This window comes from Cytobacillus pseudoceanisediminis (genome assembly GCF_023516215.1).
GTDB classification, from domain to species: domain Bacteria; phylum Bacillota; class Bacilli; order Bacillales; family Cytobacillaceae; genus Cytobacillus; species Cytobacillus pseudoceanisediminis.
On sequence record NZ_CP097349.1, the window covers coordinates 35,429 to 50,355 of the forward strand.

11 protein-coding genes, 3 pseudogenes and 1 other annotated feature are annotated in these 14,927 nt (G+C 40.6%); all 14 genes and pseudogenes read left to right on the forward strand.

Translation table 11 applies throughout. The annotated features are described in order from the left end of the window. Positions 1–80: 80 nt before the first annotated feature. Positions 81–2,272: pseudogene (locus tag M5V91_RS00215) on the forward strand (HD family phosphohydrolase). Beyond that, positions 2,269–2,739 (forward strand): rRNA maturation RNase YbeY, encoded by a 471-nt coding sequence (gene ybeY / locus M5V91_RS00220; protein WP_009333000.1) that lies wholly within the window; start codon positions 2,269–2,271, stop codon positions 2,737–2,739. The pseudogene M5V91_RS00215 and the gene ybeY overlap by 4 nt, the downstream one beginning before the upstream one ends. Continuing rightward, positions 2,717–3,109, forward strand: a complete 393-nt coding sequence (locus M5V91_RS00225; RefSeq protein WP_019382857.1) for a diacylglycerol kinase family protein — start codon at positions 2,717–2,719, stop codon at positions 3,107–3,109. The genes ybeY and M5V91_RS00225 overlap by 23 nt, the downstream gene beginning before the upstream one ends. 421 nt (positions 3,110–3,530) lie before the next feature. Continuing rightward, positions 3,531–3,929, forward strand: a complete 399-nt coding sequence (locus M5V91_RS00230; RefSeq protein WP_009332998.1) for a cytidine deaminase — start codon at positions 3,531–3,533, stop codon at positions 3,927–3,929. Beyond that, positions 3,922–4,842 carry a GTPase Era gene (era, locus tag M5V91_RS00235; RefSeq protein WP_009332997.1) on the forward strand — a complete coding sequence of 307 codons (921 nt, stop codon included), beginning with the start codon at positions 3,922–3,924 and terminating at the stop codon, positions 4,840–4,842. Before M5V91_RS00230 ends, era begins: the two co-directional genes overlap by 8 nt. A gap of 159 nt (positions 4,843–5,001) precedes the next feature. Then, positions 5,002–5,145 carry a YqzL family protein gene (locus tag M5V91_RS00240; protein WP_009332996.1) on the forward strand — a complete coding sequence of 48 codons (144 nt, stop codon included), beginning with the start codon at positions 5,002–5,004 and terminating at the stop codon, positions 5,143–5,145. Between the two features lie 30 nt (positions 5,146–5,175). Then, positions 5,176–5,928, forward strand: coding sequence for a DNA repair protein RecO (recO, locus tag M5V91_RS00245; RefSeq protein WP_009332995.1), 753 nt, complete (start codon positions 5,176–5,178; stop codon positions 5,926–5,928). A gap of 85 nt (positions 5,929–6,013) precedes the next feature. Beyond that, positions 6,014–6,199, forward strand: a binding site (T-box leader). A gap of 106 nt (positions 6,200–6,305) precedes the next feature. Then, positions 6,306–7,195 (forward strand): annotated as a pseudogene (glyQ, locus tag M5V91_RS00250) (glycine--tRNA ligase subunit alpha). Then, positions 7,188–9,258 (forward strand): annotated as a pseudogene (gene glyS / locus M5V91_RS00255) (glycine--tRNA ligase subunit beta). Before glyQ ends, glyS begins: the two co-directional pseudogenes overlap by 8 nt. Positions 9,259–9,513: 255 nt before the next feature. Next, positions 9,514–10,149 carry a transcriptional regulator CcpN gene (gene ccpN, locus M5V91_RS00260; protein WP_009332992.1) on the forward strand — a complete coding sequence of 212 codons (636 nt, stop codon included), beginning with the start codon at positions 9,514–9,516 and terminating at the stop codon, positions 10,147–10,149. Positions 10,150–10,177: 28 nt separating this feature from the next. Further along, positions 10,178–10,996: a pyruvate, water dikinase regulatory protein gene (locus M5V91_RS00265; RefSeq protein ID WP_009332991.1), complete on the forward strand. Its 819-nt coding sequence runs from the start codon at positions 10,178–10,180 to the stop codon at positions 10,994–10,996. Positions 10,997–11,364: 368 nt separating this feature from the next. Beyond that, entirely contained in the window at positions 11,365–11,832 is a 468-nt protein-coding gene (locus tag M5V91_RS00270; protein WP_026041796.1) for a YaiI/YqxD family protein, read from the forward strand. Positions 11,833–11,871: 39 nt separating this feature from the next. Next, positions 11,872–13,689, forward strand: coding sequence for a DNA primase (gene dnaG, locus M5V91_RS00275; RefSeq protein WP_009332989.1), 1,818 nt, complete (start codon positions 11,872–11,874; stop codon positions 13,687–13,689). Positions 13,690–13,801: 112 nt separating this feature from the next. After that, the gene (gene rpoD / locus M5V91_RS00280; RefSeq protein WP_009332988.1) at positions 13,802–14,926 is read left to right on the forward strand and encodes an RNA polymerase sigma factor RpoD; all 1,125 of its coding nucleotides are present in this window, start codon (positions 13,802–13,804) and stop codon (positions 14,924–14,926) included. Position 14,927 lies beyond the last annotated feature (1 nt).

Below are 14,927 nucleotides of genomic sequence, written 5' to 3' on the forward strand. Positions count from 1 at the left end.
TGTTATGATTTTACATAATTAATACTGAAATGCTTTTTAAAGTTATTGGAATTTTTTTACCCAGGACAGGAGGGGTAAATGTGCCAAACCTTCAGCAGAGTATGTCAACAATCAGAAATTTGCTTAATATGACCTTTTTTCGTGTTCTCTTATTTATTCTCTTGGGGATTGTTATGTATTTTTCCATGTATAGCAATGTTAAGCCTGAAAAACTGGATTTAAGTCTGTTCTCTGTTGCTGAACAGACTATAAGGTCTCCAATAACAATAGAGGATAAAGCTAGCACAGAAAGAAAGAGAAAAGAAGCAGAAAATAATGTTAAGGATATTTACGTTGTAAAAAAAGAGATTGCACAAAACAGAGTTGACCTGGTTACCTCCATTTTCGGATCTGTATCGGAAGTGAACGATGAAGTAAAAGAAGAGATGGAAGAGAAAAAGAAAGCTGCTCAAACTGAGGCCGATAATAATGTTGAGGCACCGGACCCAGAAGCCACCCGTCCTGAAGATAAATTGGCTATGGTTAAGGAAAAGCTCACTGATGACGTAACACGTGAGGTATCAGATGGCGTTTTCCTTTCTTTGCTGCAGGCAAAGGAGGGGAGCTGAGCATTGCAAAAGACCTTACGGTAACGGCCATCAATAAAATTATGAATAATGAGATTCCGGCTGAACAGGTGGAGAACGCGAAAAAGCGGGTTGAAGAAGAATTGAAGTTCACCAGCTTGAATTCAGATTTAAAAAAAGCTGCAATAGAACTGGGACGTTATGCTATATATCAAAATCAATTTTATGATCCTGCTGCCACGGAAGAATTACGACAGCAGACTGTTGAGAGTGTCGAGCCGGTTAAGATCCTGCAGGGACAGATAATCGTAGAGGAAAATCAGCTTATCAGCCGGGACATATACAGGCAGCTGGAACTTGCAGGACTTCTTGACAGTGTTAATTCGATTCAGCCTTTTATAGGGCTATCGCTGATAATCGTCATTGTCTTATCAGCCCTATATTATTATTTCCATGAAATGAACGTGCAGCGGGAAACAAAGCAAAGTTATCTTTTGCTGTTTAGCCTAATTTTTATCTTATCCATATTGCTGATGAAGGTCATCAGTCTATTCCAATATGCTGATTATTCAGAGATAGGATACATTTACCCTGCAGCCATGGGAGCTATGCTAATCAAAATACTGATTGATGAAAAGCTTGCCATGTACTATACGATCATTATGGCTATTGCAGGAAGCGTAATTTTTAATGAAGGCGTTACTGGCACATTTCAGCTGACATCAGCCATTTATATCCTCTGCAGCGGCTTGGCTGCTATATTGTTTTTGAGCAAGCAGAATCGCCGCTCCAAAATCTTGCAGGCTGGTTTATTTGTATCCGCAGTAAACATACTTGTTATCTTTTCAATGCTTTTCTTAAGAAACGGCCACTATGATACGATTGAATATGGCTTTTACTTTGTTATTGCTCTGATTTCAGGTATTTCGTCTGCAGTGCTGGCAATTGGCCTGCTGCCGTATTTCGAGGCAGGTTTTGGAATTTTGTCTACTATGAGGCTGATAGAACTATCTAATCCTAATCATCCTCTGCTGAGAAAGATACTGACCGAGTCTCCCGGAACTTATCATCATAGTGTAATGGTTGCCAATCTTTCCGAGTCAGCGTGTGAAGCTATTGGGGCGAATGGCCTTCTGGCAAGGGTGGGATGCTATTATCACGATATCGGTAAAACAAAGCGGCCTCAGTTTTTTATCGAGAATCAGGTTAATATTGAGAATCCGCATGATCGCCTCCCTCCGCATACCAGCAAGAATATAATAATCGCCCATGCTGCCGATGGGGCTGAAATGCTGAGGAAGCATAAGATGCCGAAGGAGATAGTAGATATTGCCGAACAGCATCATGGAACAACATTGCTTAAATATTTTTACTACAAAGCAAAACAGAATGGGCTGGAAGTAAAGGAAGAGGACTATCGCTATCCGGGACCAAAACCGCAATCAAAAGAGTCGGCAGTAATTGGCATTGCTGATAGTGTGGAAGCTGCAGTCCGTTCCATGGCGCATCCTACAACAGAACAAATAGAGGAACTGGTCAAAAAGATAATCGCAGACAGACTTCAGGATGGACAGCTGAATGAATGTGATTTAACCTTAAAAGAACTGGAAACCGTTTCACACTCGTTCTGCGAAACGTTAAACGGGATTTTCCATTCACGTATCGAGTATCCTGAAATGACAAAACAGAAGGTGAAACAGGCATGAATTTAAATATTGATTTTTTGGACGAAACAAATGAGCTTCAGGAAAATGATATAGCCAAAATTGAAGAGCTAATTAATTTTGCTGCCTCTAAAGAATCTGTGGAGCCGGAAAGCGAAGTATCCATCACATTTGTGACCAATGAACGCATCCGGGAAATTAACAGGGAGTATCGGGATAAAGATCGGCCGACAGATGTTATTTCTTTTGCAATGGAAGAGCTGGGTGAAGGTGAAATCGAACTGATTGGTGCCGATATGCCCAGAGTCCTGGGGGATATCATTATCTCAGTTGCAAAGGCCAAGGAGCAGGCTGAGGAGTACGGTCACTCTTTTATAAGGGAGCTTGGTTTTTTGGCGGTCCATGGCTTCCTTCATCTTCTTGGATATGATCATGAAAATCCAGAAGATGAGAAAAAAATGTTTTCCCGCCAAAAGGATATATTAGATGAATTCGGGCTCACAAGATAGAAAGGTCCGAAAACACAGTGTCCTAAAATCCTTTTCGTTTGCTTTTTCCGGCATTAGGGCAGCATTATTGAATGAAAGGAATCTGCAAATACATTTGGCAGTGTCGATAGCTGTTATTATGTTTGGGGTATTCTTTGGCATTTCCAGCCTTGAATGGATAATCATTCTCCTGGCCATAGGGGGCATGCTCTCACTCGAACTGCTGAACACTGCCATTGAAAGGGTTGTGGATCTGGCGACAGAAGAGTATCATCCCCTTGCAAAGCAAGCAAAGGATATTGCTGCTGGAGCAGTATTGGTGTATGCAATTGTAAGTGTAATTATAGGCGGAGTTATATTCCTTCCTAAAATTCTCATATTTTTGCAGTAATGTGAAGCTGTCCGGATGGGCAGCTTTGCTTTTTGGTATTTCTATATAAACAGCAAAGTCTGAAGTATGGTGAAAAAATTTAGAGCATGGGTTTGAAAACGCTCACTGAATCCGCTAAAATGACAGAACAGCAGTAAATATTGCATGCTGGGGAGATGTTTGTGGAATCTCATTCAGAACAGGGACCTGGTTCAAAATTAAATCAGCCTATGTATTTTTAGAAAATTCAATTTTTTTGTTACGTTTTTGCTACAAACGATGAAAATCACAGTAAAATGTTGTAAAATAAAAGAGAAGCGGCTGCTTCTTACCGAAGAAGCTATTGAGCGCATTGCTTAATTTCACAAGGCCCATTGCAGGTCCAAACCTTGGTTTATTGGCTTGGGGAGCAACTCGCTTTACAGGAAAGGAAGAATTATTTGTGAACAGCGATCAACTAATAAAAGAAGCAATGATTGCAAGAGATAGAGCATATGTGCCATATTCAAAATTTAAAGTAGGAGCGGCACTATTAAGCAGTGACGGGCAGGTCTTTCATGGCTGCAACATCGAAAATGCTGCATACAGCATGTGTAATTGTGCTGAGAGGACTGCGCTTTTTAAAGCGTATTCTGATGGCGTAAAAAGTTTTTCAGCCATAGCTGTAGTTGCTGACACAGACCGTCCAGTTCCCCCATGCGGTGCATGCAGACAGGTAATAGCCGAATTATGTCCGCCTGAAATGAAAGTGGTTTTAACCAACTTAAAAGGGGATATTAAGGAATTAACAGTTGAAGAATTACTGCCAGGAGCATTTTCACCGGAGGATTTACATGAATAACACTACTACACCAAAAGGACACAAATCAGGGTTTATTTCCATAATCGGCAGACCGAACGTAGGGAAGTCAACGTTCTTAAATCGCGTAATCGGGCAGAAGATTGCGATTATGAGTGATAAACCGCAAACAACGCGCAACAAAGTTCAAGGTGTCCTGACTACCAATGACGCACAATTTATATTTATTGATACGCCAGGAATCCATAAGCCAAAGCATAAACTGGGAGACTTTATGATGAAAGTTGCCCAAAATACACTTAAAGAAGTGGATGTCATCCTGTTTATGGTAAATGCCCAGGAAGGCTTTGGACGCGGTGAAGAATTCATACTTGAGAAATTTCAGTCAGTCCGTACACCGATTTTCCTTGTAATCAATAAGATTGACCAGGTACATCCTGATGAACTTCTTAAAATTATTGAGTCTTACAAGGAAAAGTACGAGTTCAGCGAAATTATCCCCATTTCTGCTTTAGAAGGCAATAATGTAGAGACGCTGTTAGGACAGATTAAAGAATATATTCCGGAAGGGCCGCAGTTTTATCCAGCTGATCAAGTAACGGACCACCCAGAGAGATTTATCGTTTCCGAACTGATCAGGGAAAAAGCACTGCATTTAACAAGAGAAGAAATACCGCACTCGCTTGCTGTAACCATTGATAAAATGGAACGCCGCGAAGATAAGGATGTCATTCATGTCATGGCTACAATCATTGTGGAGCGTGACTCCCAAAAAGGCATTGTGATTGGAAAGCAAGGGAAAATGCTCAAGGAAATCGGAAAAAGAGCAAGAGTTGATATTGAGAATCTTCTTGGATCAAAGGTTTTCCTGGAGCTATGGGTCAAAGTCCAAAAAGACTGGCGCAATAAAATGTCACAGCTCCGCGACTTTGGCTTCCGTGAAGATGAGTACTAAACCCAGCCCTAATTAAAGTATTATTCATTTCTGATTTATATGCATGCAGGTGATTGACAATATTTTCGTCTCATGATTTTACAAAGACAGGCTATGATATAGATAAATGTATTGGGATAAAGAAATTGCTAGTTGAATAACTGAAAGGTGGGGTTTTCGATGATGGATTTTACCTGGAGAGTGTTTTCCCAGACAGGAAATATTGACACATATCTTCTCTTCAAGGAGCTAGAAAAGGAAACTCAGGATATACCCGGCAGCAATGATGAAGAGCTAGCAGAAGCTGATTTTCCCATCTCATAGGTTTGTCGAAAGACAGGGATGGTGTCACGGTTGCTTGATAAATGTGAAGGCATCGTCATCAGGACAACTAATTATAGTGAAACAAATAAGATTGTTACTTTATATACCCGTGAATGGGGAAAAGTTGGTGTGATGGCACGAGGAGCGAAAAAGCCGAACAGCAGACTTGCTGCTGTCACCCAGCTTTTTACATACGGGAATTTCTTAGTTCAGCGTGGAAGCGGTTTGGGTACCCTGCAGCAGGGGGACATGATTTCATCTATGCGGTCCATTAAAGAAGATATTTTTCTGACTGCATATGCAAGCTATATTGTCGATTTGACTGATAAAAGCATTGAGGATAAGAAGCCCAACCCATTTTTGTTCGAATTGCTGTATCAAACCCTAAATTTAATAAACGAAGGATATGACCCGGAAATTCTTACAAACATTTATGAAATGAAAATGCTGAATGCTCTGGGTTTATATCCAGTACTTGATCAATGTTCTGTCTGCGGAAGCACTGACGGGCATTTTGCATTTTCTATCCGCGAAAACGGGCTTATTTGTCACCGCTGCCTTGATAAGGATCCTTATCATTATAAAGTGTCCCAGGCGACAATTAAGCTTCTTCGCCTGTTTTACTTTTTTGACTTGTCCCGGCTCGGCAATATCTCTGTCAAACCAGAAACCAAAGCTGAATTGAAAAAGATTATTTCTGCCTATTATGAAGAGTATTCAGGCTTAAACTTGAAGACAAAGAAGTTTCTGAATCAAATGGCTAAGTTTAATGATTTAATGTAATGCGTTTCTTTATAGGCGAAGCGCATTGGCTTTTGTTATTATTGACAATTTAAATCCATTCCGCTATGATTCAAAGTAATAAAATATAATTGCTGTGAAGGAGAAGAGTACTTAACCTTTTCTAATTAAAGCGAACCCGGGATAGTGGGAGCCGGGCATGGATGGTTAAGGAAGGGCGCTCCAGAGCAATATTGTCTATCGACAACTAAAGAGGCTGTGGTCAAAATCGCAGCAAATAGGGTGGAACCGCGGGTAAACTCTCGTCCCTATGCCATTGGGCATAGAGACGGGAGTTTTTTATGTTCACAGAAAAGCGGTGGGTAGACAGCTGTTAAGTTCATAAAGCTATAATTTATACAATAAGAAAGAGGTGTCCTATGAATATTCAAAGCATGATATTAACACTTCAAAAACATTGGTCTGAACAGGGTTGTATCTTGATGCAGGCATATGATACTGAAAAAGGGGCCGGAACAATGAGCCCGTATACTTTTTTAAGAGCGATTGGACCAGAGCCGTGGAATGTTGCTTATGTGGAGCCTTCACGCCGTCCTGCCGATGGGCGTTTTGGTGAGAATCCAAACCGGCTTTATCAGCATCATCAATTTCAGGTGATCATGAAGCCGTCGCCGGATAATATTCAGGAGCTGTATCTTGATTCATTAAAAGCATTGGGCATTGATCCGCTTGAACATGATATCCGGTTTGTAGAAGATAACTGGGAAAATCCTTCTCTGGGCTGTGCAGGCTTAGGATGGGAAGTTTGGCTTGATGGTATGGAAATAACGCAGTTCACATATTTCCAGCAGGTAGGCGGATTGGAATGTAAGCCTGTGTCAGTTGAGATTACCTACGGAATAGAAAGGCTTGCATCCTACATTCAGGACAAGGAAAATGTCTTTGACCTTGAATGGACTGACGGGTTTACGGTTAGAGATATCTTCCTGCAGCCTGAGTTCGAGCATTCGAAATACACATTTGAAACATCAGATCAGGAAATGCTCTTCAATTTGTTCAATATTTATGAAAAAGAAGCACATAGACAAATGGATGAAGGCCTAGTACACCCGGCATATGACTATGTATTAAAATGTTCTCATACCTTTAATTTGCTTGATGCAAGGGGAGCGATCTCTGTTACAGAAAGAACCGGCTATATCGCCCGATGCCGAAATCTGGCCAGAAAAGTAGCCAAAACTTTTTATGAAGAGAGAGAAAACTCGGTTTCCCAATATTAAAGGATAAGGAGGAAGAATCTCATGAATAAGAAAGATCTTCTGCTGGAAATTGGACTTGAAGAAATGCCTGCCAGATTTGTCACTAATTCAATGAATCAGCTTTCAGATAAAGTGAACTCATGGCTTTTGGAAAAGAAAATATCTTTTGACGAGATCAGCGCTTTCTCTTCTCCACGCCGTTTGGCTGTTCTTGTAACGGGAGTAGATACCGCACAGGAGGACATAAATGAGGAAGCGAAAGGACCTGCAAAAAAATTGCCTTAACCGAGGATGGAGAATGGTCAAAAGCTGCGGTTGGATTCAGCCGGGGCCAGGGAGCTTCTGTTGAAGATATATTCTTTAAAGAAATTAATGGGGTTGAATATGCCCATGTCAGCAAATTTATAAAAGGAAAGGAAACAGCAGCACTGCTGCCGGAACTCCAGCAGATTGTCACCTCGTTATCATTCCCGAAAAATATGCGCTGGGCAAACCAGGAGCTGCGCTTTATCAGGCCGATCAAATGGCTTATGGCATTATTCGGAAATGAAGTCATTCCTTTTGCAATTACAAACGTTCATACTTCTAACCTTACAAGGGGCCACCGCTTTCTGGGCGAAGAGATTGAAATTAACAATCCTTCTGATTATGAAAAGTCCTGCTGGCGCAATATGTGATAACTAATCCGCAGGAAAGAAAAAGTGCAATTCTATCACAATTGCAAAAAATAGAAGAAGAAAATGACTGGGTGATCCCTGTAGATGAAGATTTATTGGAAGAAGTAAATAACCTGGTTGAGTATCCAACAGCATTATATGGCCAGTTTGAAGAAGAATACCTGGAGCTTCCGGAAGAGGTTTTAATTACATCGATGAAGGAGCATCAGCGTTATTTTCCGGTAAAGTCCAAAGAGGGCAGGCTGCTTCCTTACTTTGTTACTGTCCGAAATGGATCCCATGAACATTTGGAGAAAGTGGCTAAAGGAAATGAGAAAGTATTGCGGGCAAGACTTTCTGATGCAGCTTTCTTCTACAGGGAGGACCAAAAAACGGATATCGCGGCATCACTGGAAAAACTTAAGAACATTGTTTATCATGAAGAAATTGGAACTCTTGCTGAAAAGGTGGAACGTGTTCGCCAGCTGGCAGCTAATTTGAGTGAAAATCTTCATTTCAGCGATGAGGCAAAGGCAGTGACAGACCGGGCTGCTGAAATCAGCAAGTTCGACCTTGTTTCGCACATGGTTTATGAATTTCCAGAGCTGCAAGGCTTTATGGGTGAAAAATATGCCCTGCAAAAAGGTGAAAAGGAAGCTGTGGCGCGTGCAATTAATGAACATTATATGCCGCGCAATTCAGAGGACCAGACGCCTGCAAGTGATGCTGGTGCAGTGCTGTCCATTGCTGAAAAGCTCGACACAATTGTGTCTTCCTTTGCAATAGGGATTATTCCAAGCGGCTCCCAGGATCCATATGCCTTAAGAAGACAGGCAACGGGTGTTATCCAGACTTTACTGGCAAAAAATTGGGATTTAAAACTCGAAGAATTAATTGCATTATCTTCTGAGACTGTTCTTAATTCGAAGATTGGAAAGAAATCAAAGGGTGAATTGATGCAGGAACTGGTTTCATTCTTTAAATTAAGAATCAAATATATGCTGCAGGAGAAGACAGTTCGTTATGACTTAATTGAAGCCGTTTTGGGCAGTGAAATCGGTTCAGTGCCTTCACTTGTAAAAAGAGCTGAAGTATTGGAGTCCCATAAGGATGCTGCAGGTTTCAAGGAAAGCATTGAAGCTCTTAGCCGAGTTATCAACATTGCTTCTAAAGCAGAGGATAAAGGGGATATAGACAGCAGCTTATTTGAAAATGTTTACGAAAAATCTCTTTTCAACAAATATTTATCAGTGAACGAGGAATTAAGAAAAGAGGTAGCAGAAGAAGTTGCCTTTAACCTGCTAATTAGCCTGAAACCAGAAATTGATCAATACTTCGAGCATACTATGGTTATGGATGAAAAGCAGGAAATTCGCAGCAATAGGCTGCACCAGATGGCAAATTTGGCTGATTTGATTAAGAAGTTTGCAAATATGAACGAAATTATTGTTAAATAACGAGCTTAAATTTTGCGTTTTTTGCTGGAATAGGATTAAATTTTAAGAAAGAAGACAGCAGCTTTAGCTGTCAGGAAAGAGCCTGTTATATTGCTGACGGGCTCTTTCATATTTTGGACATATTGGGCGAAGTAAAGAGAACTATATAGGAAACACATCTTTTCATTTATGACAAATAGTATATAATAATTATATAAAAGTATAACATTATTATAATGGGAAATGAGTGCCATTAGCATACCCTGTTCAGAATAGGTGGTGAGGAAGATCGAATTAAATAAAAGGCAGGAAAAGATCATAGAAATCGTAAAGGAAAACGGACCGATCACTGGTGAGAGTATAGCGGAACAGCTTAACTTAACCAGGGCAACACTAAGGCCGGATCTGGCTATATTAACGATGGCAGGCTATTTGGATGCCCGTCCGCGTGTAGGATATTTTTATACAGGAAAAACCGGGGCACAGCTGTTGACAGAAAACCTTCAGAAGCTTTATGTAAGAGATTATCAATCCATTCCTGTAGTCGTTAATGAGAATGTATCGGTATATGATGCAATTGTGACTATGTTTCTGGAAGATGTCGGCACGCTATTTGTAGTGGACCAGAGTTCACTGCTTGTAGGGGTTTTGTCAAGGAAGGATTTGCTTAGGGCTAGTATTGGCAAGCAGGAGCTTAATTCTATCCCTGTTAATATCATTATGACAAGAATGCCTAATATTACGATGTGTGAAAAAGATGATTTGCTCATAGAAGTTGCTAAAAAGCTGATTGAAAAGCAAATCGATGCCCTTCCTGTTGTAAAAAAGACAGAGAAAGGGTTCGAAGTAAACGGCCGGATAACCAAAACAAACCTGACAAAAGCATTCTTGGCCCTGGCCGGCGAAAAGTAGCAAAGTAAGAAGGAGATGGTGTTGAAGAATGGAAAAATTGCCGATCATCTACGTCGTTTCGGACTCAGTGGGAGAAACGGCCGAACTTGTAACAAAAGCTGCCACAAGCCAGTTTAATGGCAGTGATATATCTATTAAGCGCTTCCCATATGTTGAAGAAAAAATACATATTGATGAAGTCATTTCGCTGGCAAAACTGGATAATGGCATGATAGCCTATACAATGGTTAAGCCGGATATGAGGAAGTATATTAACCAGAGGTCTGCAGAAGAAGGAATATATGCTTTTGATATCGTTGGCCCTTTAATGGATCAAATCCAAAGAGCCTGCGGCATTACCCCTCTTTTTGAACCTGGACTGGTCAGAAAGCTTGATGAGGATTATTTTAAAAAGATTGAGGCTATCGAGTTCGCTGTTAAATATGATGATGGCCGAGACCCTCGTGGGATATTAAAAGCGGATATAGTGTTAATAGGCGTTTCAAGGACATCAAAAACACCTCTTTCTCAATATCTGGCACATAAGCGCCTTAAAGTGGCTAACGTTCCCCTTGTTCCTGAAGTCGATCCTCCAGAAGAGCTGTTTCTTGTCCCGCCTGATAAGTGCTTCGGCCTGAAAATCAGTCCTGAGAAATTAAACTTTATCCGGAGAGAACGTCTAATATCGCTAGGTTTAAGCGATAATGCCAGCTATGCTAATATAGAGAGAATCAAAGAAGAAATAGGTTACTTTGAAAAGATTGTATCTAAAATTAAATGCCCGGTTATAGATGTCACGAATAAGGCAGTAGAAGAAACAGCCAATATGATTCTAAATCAATACCGTAAAAGCTTTCCGAAAAGCTAGCACATAAATTTTTATGTGCCTTTTCTTTTTTATACTAGGCATTTAGGCTGTTTAGCTTAGGGTAGAATAGGGAGCGGGAGACTCCTCTGGAACCCCGAAATAAAGCTCCATTCTAAGGATGGCTTTTTTCAGGGGAAAACCTGTAAATTAAATTATATTCATCCCAGATAAATTAATGGCAAAATAGAGATTAATGTACTATAATAAAAAATTGTGATAAAAATGTCCCTGAATAGGTTTAGAGTTCATTGCGAAGGAATAAACTATTTATTGTGGCATGTCAAGTTTTCGACCAAGAAAAATTCGACATATCTCACAATGCAAAAGTTATTCATGCAAAGAAGGATTATGCGGAGTGATGTAGAATTATTAGAACATCAGGCAAACCGAACATTATAGTAGATGCTGATTCCTGTCCCGTTAAAGAAGAAATTGTCGAAATAGCCAATTCCTTTACGTTGGACGCAGTATTTGTTGCTTCTTATGCCCATATGAAAAATGACCTAAATGGGGCTGTCTGGAAATTCGTTGACAGCAGTAAGGAAGCTGCTGATTTATTCATAATGAATTATGTGAAATCAGGAGATGTAGTTGTAACTCAAGATATTGGATTGGCATCAACTCTTTTGCTCAATGGTGTTTATGTCCTTTCTCCCAGGGGAATTTTATTTGAGGAAAATGAAATTCGGACCGCGCTTGAAATGAGGCACCTTTCAGCGAAAGCGCGAAGAAGAGGAGTTTATGGGAAAGGCCCAAAACCATACAGCCGAGAGGACAGATCCAGGTTTGTGCAGCAATTGACAAAAATTTTGTCGAATCTTGAAGGAATTCAGTAACGTTTATCGAATACCTGAGTAAGTAATGGAGTTGTTCATATGGCAGAACGGATCGCCGAGGAGAAAGTAAATGAGATTCGGCAAGCTGTAGATATTGTTGATGTCATTGGCGACTATATTCAATTAAACAAGCAAGGACGCAACTATTTTGGGCTTTGTCCTTTTCATGGCGAAAATACTCCTTCCTTTTCTGTATCGCCCGAAAAGCAAATCTATCATTGCTTTGGATGCGGAGCGGGAGGCAATGCCTTTTCTTTCTTAATGGAATTAGAAGGATATTCCTTTCAGGAAGCAGCCTTGAAACTCGCTGAAAAAGGAAATGTCAAGCTTGAAATTGATGCGGCATCTGCAGCATCAGCAAAATCAATGCCTGTAGATTTACAGCAGATGATGGAAGCTCATGAGCTTCTACGTAAATTTTATCACCATCTGCTCGTAAACACAAAAGATGGTCAGCATGCACTTGAATATTTGCTTAATAGAGGCTTTACAATGGAATCGATTGAGAAATTTCAAATCGGCTATTCATTGAAGTCCTGGGATTTTGTTTTCAAGTTCCTTACTAAAAGAAAATTCCCGGCAGATGTTATGGAAAGGGCAGGACTGATTATCAAAAGGGAGAAAGATGGGAACTATTTTGACCGCTTCAGAGATAGAATCATGTTCCCGATTTTTGACCGCAGCGGAAATACGATTGCTTTTTCGGGAAGATCACTTGGGGACGATGAGCCCAAATATTTAAATAGCCCTGAAACTGTAATCTTCAATAAAAGCAAAACTTTATATAATTTTCATTTGGCGAGACCACAGATTAAAAAATTGCAGAGGGCCGTTCTTTTTGAAGGGTTTGCAGATGTAATCGCTGCTGATCGTGCTGGTGTCGGCAATGGCGTTGGTACGATGGGCACCGCTTTAACTGAAGAACATGTTGCTTCTTTAAGAAGAAATGTTCAATCAATCACGATCTGTTATGATTCCGATAATGCAGGTATTGAAGCCGCATACCGGGCTGCAAATCTGCTAATGGAAGCAGGATGCCAGATCAGAGTGGCGCTCATGCCTGACGGATATGATCCGGATGATTATATTAATGAGTTCGGAGAAGAAAAATTTCGTCATGATGTAATCGAGTCCAGCATAACCTTTATGGCATTTAAGATGCTTTATCTCCGCAGGGGGAAAAGGCTTCAAAATGAAGGAGATCGTCTCCTTTATATCGAAGAGGTATTAAAGGAGATCAGCCAGCTGGATAAAGCGGTCGAAAGAGATCATTATCTGCGCCAGCTTGCGAATGAATTCTCACTTTCTCTGGAAGCCTTGAAAGAGCAGCAAAAACAGGTCTATTATACGGAGAAGCGAAGGAACACCCATAAAGGGAAAGGTGCTTTCGAACCTCAAAAAAGGCTTCAAACACCAAAAAGGGCTGACAGTCTTAAACCCGCCTACCATACAGCGGAGAGAAGGCTAATCGCCCACATGCTCAGGAATAGTGACATAGCATTTAAAGTTCAAGATATGCTTCAGGGAAATACATTTAACATCGATGAACACCAGGCAATTATTACCTATCTTTTAGGTTTCTACGAAAAAGGCCATACGCCTGATCCGAGTGCATTTATAAATTTTATAAAAGATGAAAAGCTTAAGCGAATTGTGGTGGATATAGAAATGATGTCCATTAACGATGAAATAAGCGAACAGGAATTATCAGATTATCTTAAACAGGTGTTGAATTATCAAAAGATGTTAAAAATAAAGGAAAAACTAAATGAAGAAAAAGAAGCAGAACGACAAAAGGATTATGCTAAAGCGGCTTTAATCGCAATGGAGATCCTTCATTTGCGAAAGTCACTATAAGAAGGCCTTGTGCCTCAAATAAATGTTTCTGGGGATTAGGCGTCTCCTAAGGAATAGTCCCATTTGCAAGATGTATTAAGAATGTGTTTGATTTTTGGAAGGAGGGGGACATATGGCTGAAAAGTCGGCCCGTTCAAAAGAGGTTGATACAGAGTTGACCCTTGAACAAGTGAAAGATCAATTAGTTGAAATAGGAAAAAAGACAGGTGTCCTTGCCTATGATGATATAGCAGAAAGATTGTCTCAATTTGAAGTCGATTCCCACCAGATGGATGAATTCTATGAATTCCTCGGAGATCAGGGTGTTGAATTAGTCGGAGACAATGAAAATGAAGATCCAAATGTTCAGGAGCTTGCAAAAAATGAAGAGGAATTTGACCTTAATGATTTAAGTGTCCCTCCGGGTGTGAAAATTAATGATCCTGTCCGTATGTACCTAAAAGAGATTGGGCGTGTTGATTTACTCTCTGCAGAGGAAGAAATCGCACTTGCCAATCGAATTGAGGAAGGCGATGAAGAAGCAAAAAGACGTCTCGCAGAAGCTAACCTCCGATTGGTTGTAAGTATTGCTAAAAGGTATGTGGGACGCGGAATGCTATTCCTTGACCTTATTCAGGAAGGAAATATGGGACTGATAAAAGCGGTTGAAAAATTCGACTACCGCAAAGGATTTAAGTTCAGTACGTATGCAACATGGTGGATCCGCCAGGCCATCACAAGAGCAATTGCTGACCAGGCCCGTACAATTCGTATTCCTGTCCATATGGTTGAAACCATCAATAAGTTGATCCGTGTCCAGCGTCAGCTTCTTCAGGATCTTGGCCGCGAACCAACACCAGAAGAAATTGCTGAAGATATGGATTTAACTCCAGATAAAGTAAGAGAAATTCTTAAGATTGCACAGGAACCTGTTTCATTAGAAACACCTATTGGTGAGGAGGATGACTCTCACTTAGGTGACTTTATTGAAGATCAGGATGCCACTTCTCCATCAGAGCATGCGGCATATGAACTCCTTAAGGAACAGCTTGAAGATGTTCTTGACACACTTACTGACCGGGAAGAAAATGTTCTTCGTCTTCGATTCGGACTGGACGACGGCCGAACCAGGACTTTAGAAGAAGTTGGCAAGGTATTTGGCGTTACCCGGGAGCGTATACGTCAAATTGAAGCCAAAGCCTTAAGAAAACTGCGTCATCCCAGCAGAAGCAAGCGTTTAAAAGACTTCTTAGAATAAA

Coding starts and splice junctions, on each gene's coding strand:
- ybeY (WP_009333000.1), top strand. CDS start 2,269: ATGAATTTAAATATTGATTTTTTGGACGAAACAAATGAGCTTCAGGAA.
- M5V91_RS00225 (WP_019382857.1), top strand. CDS start 2,717: ATGAATTCGGGCTCACAAGATAGAAAGGTCCGAAAACACAGTGTCCTA.
- era (WP_009332997.1), top strand. CDS start 3,922: ATGAATAACACTACTACACCAAAAGGACACAAATCAGGGTTTATTTCC.
- M5V91_RS00240 (WP_009332996.1), top strand. CDS start 5,002: ATGATGGATTTTACCTGGAGAGTGTTTTCCCAGACAGGAAATATTGAC.
- M5V91_RS00265 (WP_009332991.1), top strand. CDS start 10,178: ATGGAAAAATTGCCGATCATCTACGTCGTTTCGGACTCAGTGGGAGAA.
- dnaG (WP_009332989.1), top strand. CDS start 11,872: ATGGCAGAACGGATCGCCGAGGAGAAAGTAAATGAGATTCGGCAAGCT.
- rpoD (WP_009332988.1), top strand. CDS start 13,802: ATGGCTGAAAAGTCGGCCCGTTCAAAAGAGGTTGATACAGAGTTGACC.